This window comes from Sphingopyxis sp. (assembly GCF_016463645.1).
Lineage (GTDB): Bacteria > Pseudomonadota > Alphaproteobacteria > Sphingomonadales > Sphingomonadaceae > Sphingopyxis.
This window is the reverse complement of sequence record NZ_JAEMQX010000035.1, coordinates 20,142-32,917: the sequence shown is the minus strand read 5'-3', so window position 1 is coordinate 32,917 and position 12,776 is coordinate 20,142. Positions and strand designations below refer to the sequence as shown.

Genomic DNA, 12,776 nt, shown 5'->3' with positions numbered 1-12,776 from the left:
GCGCCGCGGTGAGGCTGACCTTGCCCGCCTTGGTGATCGGCCAGATGAACCGGCCCCGATCCATGCGCTTCGAGAAGAGGCAAAGGCCCTGGCCGTCGTACCAGAGCAGCTTAACCAGATCGCCGCGCTTGCCGCGGAACGCGAACAGCGCGCCCGAGTGCGGACTCTTCTCCAGCACCTGCTGCACCAGCACCGCGAGCCCATCGAACCCCTTGCGCATATCGGTGGCGCCGCAGGCCAGATAGATGCGTGTCGTCGGTGGTAACGGGATCATCGGGCAAGGACGGACATCACCCGTGCCAGCGCATCGGCGTCGACCGCCGCGTCGACGGTGAGCCGCACGCCCGACGGCAGCTCGATCCCGATCTGGCCGCTGCCTGCCAACGCCGCGCTAGGCACAGATACCTCGACCTCGGCGAACGACGGCGTCGGCGTGCGCTTCGCTCCCGTCAGGTCGCCCGCCAGTGCCTGCCGGCGCCACGTATAGAGCATCCCACTGCCGACCGCGTGTCGCTGGCACGTTGCCGAGACCGAGCCGTCAGGGCCGAACGCCTCGCGCAGGATCGACAGCTTCTGATCTACCGACCAACGGCGACGCCCGCCCACGACCGCGATCCGACTGCTCATACGATTACTCATATGACCACTCACGAGAACACTCGCTCCCGACGCTCCGATATCCTCGCTCATCACCGCTCCTCGCAAAGAGCGGCTATCAGCACCCCGCAGCAGCTTCCCGCAAGGTGGCCTTCAGGACACGGTTACGAAAAGGCTTCTGAGGCTGGGGCCACGGCGCCACGCGCGCGACGCCGGGGATTTCTACGTAGGAATTTGAAGGCGAAAGCCACCTCAAGCGAAGGTGGTGCCCGCCCCTTTCGGTGGTTAGAGCAGGGCGACCGGCCTTTCCGTCCAGGGTCCGGACCCTGTCTGCTCCCCGTTGTGCACAACGAGGTGGTGGCGAAGCGGTTTGCTCAGCGGGCTGCCATTTTGGGATGGCTCGGTCACTATAGCAAAGGGTTCAGCTTGCGCTAGTGGGGAAGCACCACTTGAAGACGGCGATTTGGGACTCCGTCACGAATTGAGGCCTTTTTGCTGCTCAGCAGAACGACCGAATTTAACACAATTTTGCTTTGGAACGACCTAAATGAGGCGCGAAGAAGCCGCAGTGAGCTCGTCGACGGAATGACCGCTTTCGGGCACAATCAAATATAGGTCGGAATGGCCGACTTGAAGCGCGAAGCAGTCGCATGCTCCAACTATCCTGCGGCGCGTGCCGTCTCCTCTAGCTGCGCAATACGCTCGCTGCAGATGCTCTCCACAATCGCGGCGAGAGCCTCGACGCGGGCGCCGAGCCAAGTCAGTTCGTCCTCAGAAATCCGATAATGTTTCGAATATCGGGCCTTGATGTAGGCTTCTTTCAGCTTCTCGAAGCGCGACCGGTCAGCCTTCGTCTCGCGCGGCCAAGCGACGATCAGCCGCGTATCGAGCCGCTCTGCCTGCGTCCTCAAGAACGCCAGATTATGGACGTGCGGCGTGTAAAATGAACAGACTAGCAAAGCGCAGTGGTAATAGCTTTCAACCGACTGATGCAGAAGAAACGCGGCCTTTTTGGTCCATCCGCGCTGCCTTGCGAATGATGCTGTTTCGAAAAACTCCCCGCCGCTGGGATACCACCCGTCGAAATATTCCCGCGCCATTTCCAGCGCCGCATGCGGCGTTTTCGGCTGCGGCTCGGGCAATTCATCGTCGACCGCCTGATAAATGGCGATCCCGTCACGCGCGACGTCCATGAAAAAATAGCGTCCCTGCGACAGCCCAGCATTCACCTCGCCGGTGCTATGCACGATGAAGTTCACCGGCGTGCGCAGCGTCTTCGTGACCGAAAGCTCGCGGATCAGCCGGTCATCAAGCTTCGACCAATATTCGACGCGATCGGTCAGCCGGTCGTCGTTGACGATGATCAGCAGGTCATAGTCTGACTGATAGCCCTTGGCGGTATGCGGCTCGTCGACCCATCCGCCGCGCGCATAACTGCCATAGAGGATGATCTTCGAGATCCGCCCCTTGCGCTTCCAGTCCTGCGTCGCGAGCGCCAGCGCATCTTCGAATTCTTCGAACACGATCTGGACGATCCGTTCGAGTTCGCGCTGTTTGTGCGGGGGGAGATGATCGAGACTGCTGCGCATTGTGGTCACCCTAACAAGGTGGCGACACCCTTGCACGCCGAGATTGAACCAGCTGCGAGGATGTTGCCGACCGCAGTCAATCTGCCGGATTCCATAGCAGAGCATAGACGTCGGGATTGTCCTGTCCTGCCGCCCGGCCAAGGTTGGCATAGATGCGGCGCGGCCCGAACTCGGGGGCTTCGAGGGTCAACGACACATAGAGATTGCCCGACGCTTCGCTACGGCGCAGCCACCCGGCGCCGCATTCGACGCCGTTCGACCAGACGCGATAGTCTGGCTGGACTTCGCCGCTCTTGCTCGGATTGGGGCGGATTTCGATGGGGACGCGGATCGAGATCGTCGCGAGCTGGCCGACAAAGCCCTTCTCGTTCGTTCCGCTGACAAGACCGATTGCGGCCATGATATTGCTCCTGCAAAGCCCGGGGCCATCCCCGGGGCACCGTCGGCTAGAGAATGGCGTCAGGCCCGCTCGCGCACCCGAAGGGCCGAAGCACCAGCGAAGGACGGCGCCGCACCGGCTTTTTGCGCGCGAAGCGCCCGCGAGGAGGCCGCCTGCGGCCGGGGAAAAAGGCAGTGCAGCGCCGTTGCGCGCGCGGACGCGCCATTCATCTCGCCGGATCTGCACCGGCTGGTTCCGTGCGTGCCGGAATGGAGATGGACGGCAAGGATTTGCTCACCGGATCACGCTATGGGCAGCGTATGAGACTGACGATCACCGCCGCCTTCCTTCTTTTCGCCCTCCCTGCAGCGGCGCAGGATATCAGCGGCCCGGCCCGCGCGGCCGACGGCGATTCGCTTGATCTCAGCGGAATATCGGTGCGGCTTTTCGGGGTCGATGCGCCCGAGCTGGCGCAGAATTGCGAACGTGGCGGCGCGTCCTGGCCTTGCGGAAAACAAGCCGCGTCGAAGCTCGCGACGCTCGTCGCTGGAACATCGGTCGTGTGCGAGCAGAAGGATATCGACGATTATGGCCGGATCGTCGCCACCTGCCGCGCGGGTTCGGTCGATCTCGGTGGCGCGATAGTCGATGCGGGGCTTGCGGTCGCCCTGCCGCATTTCAGCGACCGCTATGTTGCCGCCGAAGCTCGCGCCCGTGCCGCTGGTCTCGGGGTGTGGGCCGGCACGTTCCAGATACCGGCGGACTATCGCGCAGCACATCCGAGGCCGGGGCGCCGAACGCCGGGCCTTTCGCGAGACACGGCGCCAGTGCGCGTGCCGGCGCCGAGGTCCACCGGAGCCTATTTCCGCAATTGCAAGGAAGCCTGGGCGGCGGGTGCGGCTCCGCTCCGCCGAGGTCATCCCGGTTACCGGCCGGAAATGGACGGCGACGGCGACGGCATCGCTTGTGAGCCCTATCGCGGACGTTAGCGCGTCATCCTCATGCGTCCGCTATGCCAAAAAAAGACCCGCCCAGTGTGCATGTCCTTACGAACAGAGGCCGGGCGGGTGCGATGATGCCCACATAGGGTAATGATGCGATCAAATCCATGACCACGTTGCAGCGCAACAGGGAATAGGGCCAGTCGGGCAAAGGCGAAGCATAGCCTCACGCGACAAATCGAGGTCCCCAGCCAAAAAGACTCAATCTGGACCCAATTGCGTGGCGCGGGCTTGCCCTGACGTTACGTCCGGCTATGCTTACCATGCACCGGGCCAGAAGGCGCGCGGTGCCGGAACGTAAGAATTCTGCTCGGGCCTTTATGATATTCCCATCCGTTGCCGGGTGGCCGACGCGTATGTCCAGGCCTTCGGGCTAAAGGCGGCGGCGCATATTTTTCCGAGTATGTTCTTACCTCCCGGCATCCCGTTTTCCGGTCCGACCGGTAGGCGATGGACATGGATTTCGAAGACGAACAGAAGCGCGCGCAGGCCTTGAGCGGCAGCGACCCGGTGCCGCCGTCCGACTGGACGGGCTTTGGTTCAACGGCGAGCATGGAAGCGATCTATACTGCGCATCAGCCTGCGCTGACGCGCTTTCTGCGCCGCCGCGCGCCGAAGCAGGATCTCGGCGATCTCGTCCAGGAATGCTTCCGCCGCCTTGCCATGGCGAAGGGCGGGAAGCTGGCCCTGATCGAAAAGCCCGGAGCCTATCTCGTCAGCACCGCACGCAACCTGCTCACCGATCGCGCGCGCGCCGATACTGCGCGCCTGACATCTCAGCACCATAGCTTCGAGGATGAGGATATCGCCGGCCCCGACCCCCATGCAGCGCTCGAGGCGCGCGACACGGTGCGGCGCGTCGGCGAGGCGATCGAGAAATTAAAGCCCCAAACTGGTTCTATATTCGTGATGCATCGGTTCGATGGCCTAAGCTATGAGGAAATCGCGACAGCGAAAGGAATCAGCGTGAAGGGCGTCGAATGGCATATCGCACAGGCGATGATCGCAATCCGCAAGGCGCGGGCCGACACTAAGTGAGCGACCGCGACACGGAGGCCGCGCATTGGTTTGCGCGCATGCGCACGCCCGGCGCCGAGGGGGATCGGGCAGAGTTCGATGCCTGGCATGCCGATCCCGAAAATGCCGAGGCTTATGCGAACGCCAAAGAGGATTGGCTCATCACTGGCGGCGTGGCGGAAGAACATCTCGCCGCGCACCGCCAAGTGCCGTCAAAGGCGACACCCCCGTCCCGCGCGCACTGGGCGCTTGCCGCTGCGCTGGTCCTCGCGATCTCGCTGGCCTTTGCCTGGGTGCTGCTCGGCAATGGCGGCACTGATCCGATCGTCGCGAACAATGCGACCGGCGAGGTCGTGCTCGAAGACGGCACACGGGTAGCGCTGATGGATGGCGCCCACGTCGAAGCAAAGTTCGCGCCAGGCGAACGGCGCGTGTTGCTTGTCGGTGGCCGGGCCCGCTTCACCGTCGCCCATGACAGCGCGCGACCGTTCCGTGTGGAAGCCGCGGGAAGCGAAACCACCGCGCTCGGGACAATCTTCGAGATCGACCTGACGGGGCGGCGGCCGGTCGTCCATCTTGTCGAGGGCTCCGTCGAGGTGCGCGCCACCGCCAACCCCCAAGCCCCGCTCCGCCTTCGTCCCGGCCAGCGCGCAGCAGTCGAGAAGGACGCGCCCATGCTCATCGAGACTAAGACGGCCGGCGATACCGTCACCATGACCATTCCCGTCGGCGAAGCGGAAGGGCCGAACCTCCTCCTTGCCGAGGGGCTCCCGCTCGGTGCGGTTATCGACCGCGCCAATCGGGTCAACAGCGCCAAGATCGGGCTCGCCGACCCAGCAATTGGCGGTCATCTGGTGAGCGGGCGTTTCGATGTTTCAGAGGCGCGATCGCTCGCGCGTCAGCTCGCGGCCGCGCTCGACCTCGATGTGAAAGAGCAGGCGGGGGGCTATGTCCTGATGCCGAAAATAGCCCACTAGGAGTTTTCCGACCCGATCCGTCTTGCCCCCTCAGACGGCCATGCAGGCCGCTGGGAGGATGGGATGAACAAGAATTTGCTGGCCGCTTTTCTGGCCACGGGATGCGCGGTCGGTGCGCTTTGTCCGGTCGCCGCGCATGCGCAGACCGAGCAGCGCGACTATGACATCGCGGCGCAGCCGCTCGGGGACGCGCTGCGAGAATATTCGGACGTGTCGGGGCGACAGATCATTTTCGCGACCGATCTGGTCAAGGGGCGGCGTTCGACATCGGTGCGCGGACGAATGTCGTCGGATCGTGCCTTATCGCTACTACTGACAGGATCGGGTCTTCAGCCGGAACTCGTCGATGGCGCGCTCGTGCTTCGGGTGGGAAACGCCCCTGTACCAGCGAGCGACGGCTCGACTGAAGCGTCCGAAGACAGCGCCATCATTGTCACGGGTACACGGATCCGGGGAGCCGGCCCGACGGGATCGCCGGTCCTCACGCTCGACCGCAGCGAGATCGAGAAGAGCGGCACGGGATCGGTCCAGCAGTTGCTGCAGGCGCTGCCGCAATCGTTCGGCGGCGGTCCGAATGAAACCACGCTCGGCGCCACGACACGCAACGGCTCGGGAACCGACGGCACCTTTGCGTCGAGCATCAATCTCCGCGGCCTCGGGCCATCATCGACGCTGGTTTTGATCGACGGCGCCCGCCCGGCGCTCGGCGGTCTCGGCGGCGTGTTCGCCGATTTATCGCTGATCCCCTTGAGTGCGATCGAACGGATCGAAGTCCTTACCGACGGTGCCTCCGCCATCTACGGGGCGGATGCCGTCGCGGGTGTCGTGAACATCCGACTTCGCAACAGCTTCGAAGGGGCTGAGACAAGCGTCCGGATCGGCACCGCGGACGGGGACATGGGCGAACGGCAGTTCGGACAGATCTTCGGGACGCGCTGGGACGGCGGTCATGTGACCCTCGCCTACCAGTTCAGCGAGCGCGACGCGCTTGCCGCGGCGGACCGGCGCTTCGCTACCGAAGATCTTCGGCCGTTCGGCGGGCCGGACTATCGCTCGCTCTTCGCGGCTCCCGGGACGATCACGGCCGCCAATGGCCAGACGTTCGCCATTCCACTGGGGCAGGACGGCACCGCGCTGACGCCTGCGGACCTGATCGCAGGCACGCGCAATCCGGGCGACCGGCGCGCGGCGAGCGATCTGTTGCCGCGCCAGCGCGTTCACAGCCTCTATCTCGCCGGCGAGCTTGATCTGACCAGCAGCCTCACCCTCCGCACCAGCATCCTCGCGGCGCAGCGCGACTATCGCAAGGTCGCGCTCAACCAATATCTGAGCGCCGCGCGGGTGCCGGTCACCAACCCCTTTTACGTCGACCCGATCGGAACCAACCAGCCGGTCACCGTCAATTACAATTTCGCCAACGATCTCGGAGCGCCGATCGACACCGGGCGCGTGCGCGGTATCAGCGCTGCAGCCGGGCTTGAGCAGGCGCTCGGGCGCTGGCGGGTGCAACTCGGCGGCGCCTATGGCCGGCAGAAAAGTCGGTCGGACAGCATCAACATTCCGAACCGGGCGCGACTGACTGCTGCGCTGGCCGAGACCAACCCGGCGACCGCGTTCAACATCTTCGGCGATGGCACCGCGAACAATCCCGCCACGATCGCGGCGATCCGAGGCAGCATTGGCTCGCGCGACGATTTTGAAAGCTGGTCGGCGGCGCTTCGCGCCGACGGACCGCTGCTGCGGTTGCCGGGCGGCGATGTCAGGCTGGCGCTCGGCGCCGAATATCGTCGCGAACGCTATTTCAATCTGACAATCAACGATCTGAGCCGTGCGGCGCCGAGCATGACGCCGCTGACCGGCTTGCCAGGACCCCGCCATGTCCGCTCGGCCTATGCGGAACTGTTCGTGCCGCTGTTCGGCCAAGACAATGCAGTCCCCGGATTCCACCGGCTCGACCTTTCGATTGCCGGCCGCGTCGAAGACTATAGCGATGTCGGCCGCACGACCAATCCGAAGGTCGGTGTCCGCTGGGAGCCGCTTCGGGGATTCGCGCTGCGCGGTAGCTATGGCACCTCGTTCCGCGCCCCGGCTTTCGACGAGCTGATCGGCCCGACGGTCTCGAACTATACGACGTTCCAGCTGCCCGATCCCATGTCGCCGACCGGGACCGCCAATGTCATCGGTTTGTTCGGCTATGGTCCCGGCATCAAGCCCGAGCGCGCGACGACTTGGACCGCGGGTGTCGATATCGCGCCGGCCGCGCTGCCCGGCTTCAAGGCCGCCGTCACTTATTATGACGTCGACTATCGCGATCGCATCGGATCGGTGACCGAGGATTATCTGCGCTTCCTGACGCGGCGCGATCTCTTCGGCGGAATTGTGAACGACAATCCCTCGCCCGAGCTCCTCGCTTATTATTTCGCCTTCCCGACCTTCACCAACCCGCTCGGGCTCGCTCCCGGCGACGTCGATGCGATCGTCGACGGCCAGGTGCGGAACCTGTCGTCGGTGCGGCAGTCCGGGATCGACTTCGACATCGGCTATGCGCCGGGGCTCGCGGGCGGCACGATCGACGTCGGGCTGGCGGGAAGCCATATCTTCCGGATCGACCGGCGGCTCACCCCTGGAACGCCCGCCATTGATGTCGTGGGCACCTTCGCCAACCCTTCCAAATGGCGCCTTCGCGGACGAGCCGGCTGGTCGAAGAACGGCTTCGCGGCGACCGCCTTCGTCAATTATATCGGCGGCTACCTCAACCAGATTCCGACCGTCGCCGCGCGCGTTCCGTCCTGGACGACCGTCGATCTCAGCCTGTCGCAGCGCTTCGGCAAGGATGAAGAAGAGCGCGGCCTGCAGCTTGCGATCAGCGCGCTCAATATCTTCGATCGTGACCCACCCTATGTCGAGAGCCGCACCAACAATTCTGCGCTCGCCTATGATCCCGAAAAGGCGAGCCCGGTCGGACGTTCGATCGCGGTGCAGGCGACGATCCGATGGTGAAGAAGCTTGTCTGGGCGACGTCGCTCCTTGCGGCCGCGTCGCCGGCGCTTGCCCAGACCAGTCCCCGCGAGCTAGTCGAGATGACCGATTTCTCGGGGCTCGCGGCCTCTCCCGACGGGCGCTGGCTGCTTTACCGCCGCGAGCGCCCGTCGACTGTGAGCGGGCGCATCGAGACCGGCTGGTATATCGTGGCGGGCGATGGGACTTCTCCGCCGCGCTTTCTTGGGGATGGCGGTCCAGCGAGCTGGAACGGCACCGGCCTCGTCGAACCGGGCGCGGCCCAATGGGCGCCCGATAGCGAGCGCTTCTATGTCCGCGCGATGATCAGAGGCGCGGCGGGATTGTGGGAAGGCCGCCCCGATGGCGCCTTCGCACCCTATCTGATCGGCGACGCGGATATCGAACGCTTCGCGGTCAGCGCCGCCGGCTCCCTCATCTATGAAACCGGCCCGTCGCGCGCGGCGATCGAACGCGCCGAGGAGGCCGAACGCGACGATGGCATTCTCGTCGACGGGCGCGTTGACCTCGCCCAGACGCTGTTCCGCGGCGCGATAATCGCAGGTCGACCGGCGAGCCAACGGCTCAACGGCGACTGGTTCGACCGCGAAGCTTTGCTCGCCAAGATGCCGCGCCGGATCCAGGCACGCCTTATCGCAACCGGCGAGGATCGCCTCGCCACCGCCGAAGAGGCTGCGCTGCTGACAGCAGCGCAGTCGGCGTTACCCCAAGCGGCAGAGCACGCGGCCGTGGCTCAAAGCATCTGTGCCACGGCCGCACGCTGCGACAGCGATAGCGGCACCAGATTGTGGGCCCACGTCGCGCTCGGCGACGGGCGCTTCGGCCTTATGACGCGCGACCGGCGCATCCGCCAGAATGCGCTGCTCTGGGATCCCGCGGTAGGTCTTCGACCTTTGCTGACGACCGAGGGCCTGCTCGGCGGCGGCGGCGAAAATGCGCCCTGCGCCGGAACGCGCGCGGCACTTTTCTGCGTGGCGGAAAGCGCGGCGACGCCGCCGCATCTCCTGCGCATCGCGCTTGCCGACGGCGGAACACAAATCCTCGACAAGCCGAACGATGTTCCCGACCGCGACGATCTTCTCACCGAGGCGGTCGAGTGGCGGGTGGGCGGCAGCCGTGCGTCGGGCTGGCTCGTCCGCCCGAAGATCCCCGGACGGCTGCCGCTCTTCATCACTTACTATCGCTGCGCGGGCTATTTGCGCGGAGGCCTCGGTAATGAGTGGCCGCTGCGCGCCCTCGCACGAAGCGGCATCGCGGCGCTGTGCATCAACCAGCTGCCGACATCCAATGCGACCGGCGAGGCGCGTTACGACCTCGGGCTCGCCGCGGTGCGCGCCGCGATTGCCGAGCTCGACCGTCGCGGGATCGCCGACCCCGGGCGAGTGGGGATGGGCGGCCTCAGTTTCGGGAGCGAAGTCGCGATGTGGACCGCGACGCACAGCAAGCTTCTGAAGGCGGTGTCGATCGCCTCCGTCCAGGCCGAACCGGCCTATTATTGGTTCAACGCCGGCGCAGGCCGCGAGTTCTTCCGACAGAATCTCGAGAAGGTCTGGGGGCTCGGCCCGCCCGACACCGACCTTGCGGATTGGCGCCGCCGTTCGCCATCGCTTCAGGTCGACCGCATCGACGCTCCGGTGCTGATGCAACTGCCAGAACAGGAGGCGCGGCAATCGCCCGAGCTGCAGGCACGGCTGACCGTGGCGGGCAAGGGCGAGCTGCATGTCTTCTCCTTCGCACCGCACATCAAGGTCGAGCCGCGGCAGAAGCACGCGGTCTACCAGCGCAACCTCGATTGGTTCCGCTACTGGCTGCAAGGCCATACCGACGCCGATCCGAGCAAGGCCGATCAATATGCCCGCTGGGCGAGGCTCGCCGGCACGCGGCCGAAGCCTTCGGTCGACGCGATCCAGAGTTCGATATCGGCGAGCTCAAGCAAACGGAAATAATCATAATCGCCGGCGAGGCGCTCGCGCGCGAGATAGGCTTCGATCCGCTCGCGATCGAGCAGCCCCTCGCGGACTAGGCGGCCCTCCAGAAGAATAGGACGCAATCTCGCGCGCTGCTCGATAAAGGCCTTGGCGCAGAGCGTTTCGAGCCGCCCCTTGTTGCGGCGCCAGACGACGAAATCCGGGAGGCGCGACGCGAAGGCCTCGCGTGCGGCGGCGCGATCGCGGCCGCCAGCGACCCACTGCCAGCCAGGGATCGACAGGCAGAGCTCGACCACCGGTTGCGACAGCAGCGGCGCGACGACGTCGCGGCCATACCAGCGTCCGGGACGGTCGAGAAAATCGAGGATGCGCTGGATCGATTGGACGTGCCTTATCTTTCCGGGTGGAATGCCCTCGCCCCCATGGTCCCAGGGGTGCGGCAAGGGTGCGTCGTGCAGCACCGAACGACAGCAATATTCATCCTCGCGCGGCCAGCCCGTTGGCGGCGGCCGGCGCCAGTGGCGGTAGACCGCGCGAGCGGCGTGCCAGATGGTGACGTCGCAGAGCCGCGCGCAATCGCGAAGCGCGGCGGCGGGCCGCCTGATCGGCTCGCGAACCTTGAACGCATCGATCACCGGGAGGATCGAGCGGGTGATGGCGAAGACATTGTCGCCGCCGATCCCTGTGAAGATGCTGGCGCCCGGGAGCTGCGCCGTCGCGGCGCCGAGCGCCGCATCGATTCCGGCAAGCACCCCGTAGGTCGCCGGACGCGGCGATATGAACTGCGGACCGGCGGCCAAATCGAGCTCGCTGTCGTCATGCACATATTCGGAAAGCGCGGCGCCGCAGCGTTCGGCCACGGCGCGCGCATAGCGGCGTTCGTCGCCGTCGGGGCTGACCGTGGCAATCGTCGCGGCGGCGAAACCATGGTCCCCGGCAGCAAGCGCCGCGGCGACGATCGAACTGTCGAGGCCGCCCGAGAGCTCGAGCATGATCTGCTGGCGCTCGTTCGCCCAGACCGAGACACATTTCCGGATGGTAATATCGAGAAGCGGAACCGCGTCACGGTCATAAATCTGCCTGCCGGCATGCGGCCATGGCGACCAGATCGACTTGACCTGCGTGACATGGCCATCGAAGGCGAGCCGCGTTCCCGGGAGCAATTCCTCTACGCCCGCGAGGCCTGTCCGCGCGGTTCGATGGTTGCTGTAGGCGAGAAGGTGGCGGAGGAAATCGACGTCGACGCCAGTTTCGATTTCGAGCCCCCTCAGCAGTTCGAGATGCGAGAAGAGCAGCAATCCGCCACCCGTGCGGCACCAATAGAGCGGCAGGCCGGTCAACGGGGCGCGGCTGATTTCGACCGGCTTTCCGGGCCCCGCAGAGAATGTAAGGAAATTGCCCCAATCGACACTGAAGGAATCGTCCGAGAAATAGTCGCCGAGAATGACGTTGGACGTCGACAATCGCGAACGCTTCAGACCAGCGCTGGCGTAAAGCGTGAGACCGTCGAGTTTGCCGATGCCGTCAAGACCATGATCGGCTGCGAGCTGTGCCACCGCGGTCTCGAGCCCCGGCGCACCCGCTATCCCGAGGATGCCGCGGTCCATCATATGGCGAGCACCGGGCGATAATTATGCGCTTCCTCGGCGGTTCCCGTCAGAACGGCCGAATGCGACTGGAGCCAGCAATGGGCGGCAAAAGGATTGGTGCGCACTCCGAAAATCAGGGTCGGTGCCAGGCCTTTCCGCAGAGATAGGCGATAAAGCGCGAGCGCATCGATCAGGCAGCGTGGCGCGACCGGAATCCATCGGCGGGCTTCGCCATAGGCCGATGTCAGCGCAGCGAGACCCGGGTCGTCGACCTCCCCTGTCCCTGCCCGTTTCGCCGCCGCAAATCCGTCGAGGGTAGCGGCAAGACGCTTGGGACCGAGCGCCTTGCGCGCCCAATAGAGCGACCGCGCGGCGGCCGCGATCAACGCGAGGCGCGTTGGCGGGATGGGTGCCGTGGCGAGATCCGCGGTCGGGACCTCGACCTCGATCGGGTCGATCGCGGTGGCGACTTCGCTGCGCGCGAAAAGACCGGTGTCGATCAGGCCCGCCATCGCGTCGCTGTCGTTCGCCTCGCGCGCGCAGAGCCGCTCGAACGCCGCGCGCCGTTCGCCGCGGAGCTGAAGATAGCGATCGCGCCGAACGTCGAGAAAGATGAGGTCGTCGCCGGCGTGACAGAAGCCAACGCCCGGGGCCAATTTCCATCCCATAGATATCCCTCCT

At 65.2% G+C, this 12,776-nt stretch carries 11 protein-coding genes; 5 read left to right on the top strand and 6 right to left on the bottom strand.

The window, feature by feature from the left end:
• The 4 genes from tnpB to JHC57_RS09785 form a co-directional block, all read right to left on the bottom strand.
• Positions 1-274, bottom strand: a 274-nt coding sequence (tnpB, locus tag JHC57_RS09800) for an IS66 family insertion sequence element accessory protein TnpB (protein ID WP_294029814.1), incomplete at its 3' end; no start/stop codon positions are given.
• Positions 271-639 (bottom strand): transposase, encoded by a 369-nt coding sequence (locus JHC57_RS09795; RefSeq protein WP_294029813.1) that lies wholly within the window; start codon positions 637-639, stop codon positions 271-273. The genes JHC57_RS09795 and tnpB, both read right to left, overlap by 4 nt.
• 617 nt (positions 640-1,256) lie before the next feature.
• On the bottom strand, positions 1,257-2,186 hold the full coding sequence (locus JHC57_RS09790; protein ID WP_294029815.1) for a HEPN domain-containing protein: 930 nt from the start codon (positions 2,184-2,186) through the stop codon (positions 1,257-1,259).
• A 76-nt stretch (positions 2,187-2,262) separates the two neighbouring features.
• On the bottom strand, positions 2,263-2,586 hold the full coding sequence (locus JHC57_RS09785) for a DUF736 family protein (RefSeq protein ID WP_294029812.1): 324 nt from the start codon (positions 2,584-2,586) through the stop codon (positions 2,263-2,265).
• A 236-nt stretch (positions 2,587-2,822) separates the two neighbouring features.
• Here JHC57_RS09785 and JHC57_RS09780 point away from each other — a divergent pair, with 236 nt between their 5' ends.
• The 5 genes from JHC57_RS09780 to JHC57_RS09760 all read left to right on the top strand — a co-directional run bounded on the left by JHC57_RS09780 (position 2,823) and on the right by JHC57_RS09760 (position 10,524).
• Positions 2,823-3,554: a thermonuclease family protein gene (locus JHC57_RS09780; RefSeq protein ID WP_294029811.1), complete on the top strand. Its 732-nt coding sequence runs from the start codon at positions 2,823-2,825 to the stop codon at positions 3,552-3,554.
• A gap of 468 nt (positions 3,555-4,022) precedes the next feature.
• Entirely contained in the window at positions 4,023-4,604 is a 582-nt protein-coding gene (locus JHC57_RS09775) for a sigma-70 family RNA polymerase sigma factor (RefSeq protein WP_294029810.1), read from the top strand.
• Positions 4,601-5,560: a FecR domain-containing protein gene (locus tag JHC57_RS09770; protein WP_294029809.1), complete on the top strand. Its 960-nt coding sequence runs from the start codon at positions 4,601-4,603 to the stop codon at positions 5,558-5,560. The genes JHC57_RS09775 and JHC57_RS09770 overlap by 4 nt, the downstream gene beginning before the upstream one ends.
• Before the next feature lie 63 nt (positions 5,561-5,623).
• The gene (locus tag JHC57_RS09765) at positions 5,624-8,560 is read left to right on the top strand and encodes a TonB-dependent siderophore receptor (protein ID WP_294029808.1); all 2,937 of its coding nucleotides are present in this window, start codon (positions 5,624-5,626) and stop codon (positions 8,558-8,560) included.
• Positions 8,554-10,524: an Atxe2 family lasso peptide isopeptidase gene (locus JHC57_RS09760; protein WP_294029807.1), complete on the top strand. Its 1,971-nt coding sequence runs from the start codon at positions 8,554-8,556 to the stop codon at positions 10,522-10,524. The genes JHC57_RS09765 and JHC57_RS09760 overlap by 7 nt, the downstream gene beginning before the upstream one ends.
• Here JHC57_RS09760 and JHC57_RS09755 read toward each other — a convergent pair.
• Together JHC57_RS09755 and JHC57_RS09750 are read right to left on the bottom strand one after the other, a co-directional pair.
• Positions 10,425-12,116 (bottom strand): asparagine synthetase B family protein, encoded by a 1,692-nt coding sequence (locus JHC57_RS09755; protein ID WP_294029806.1) that lies wholly within the window; start codon positions 12,114-12,116, stop codon positions 10,425-10,427. The genes JHC57_RS09760 and JHC57_RS09755 overlap by 100 nt on opposite strands.
• Positions 12,113-12,763, bottom strand: a complete 651-nt coding sequence (locus tag JHC57_RS09750; RefSeq protein ID WP_294029805.1) for a lasso peptide biosynthesis B2 protein — start codon at positions 12,761-12,763, stop codon at positions 12,113-12,115. Before JHC57_RS09750 ends, JHC57_RS09755 begins: the two co-directional genes overlap by 4 nt.
• Positions 12,764-12,776 lie beyond the last annotated feature (13 nt).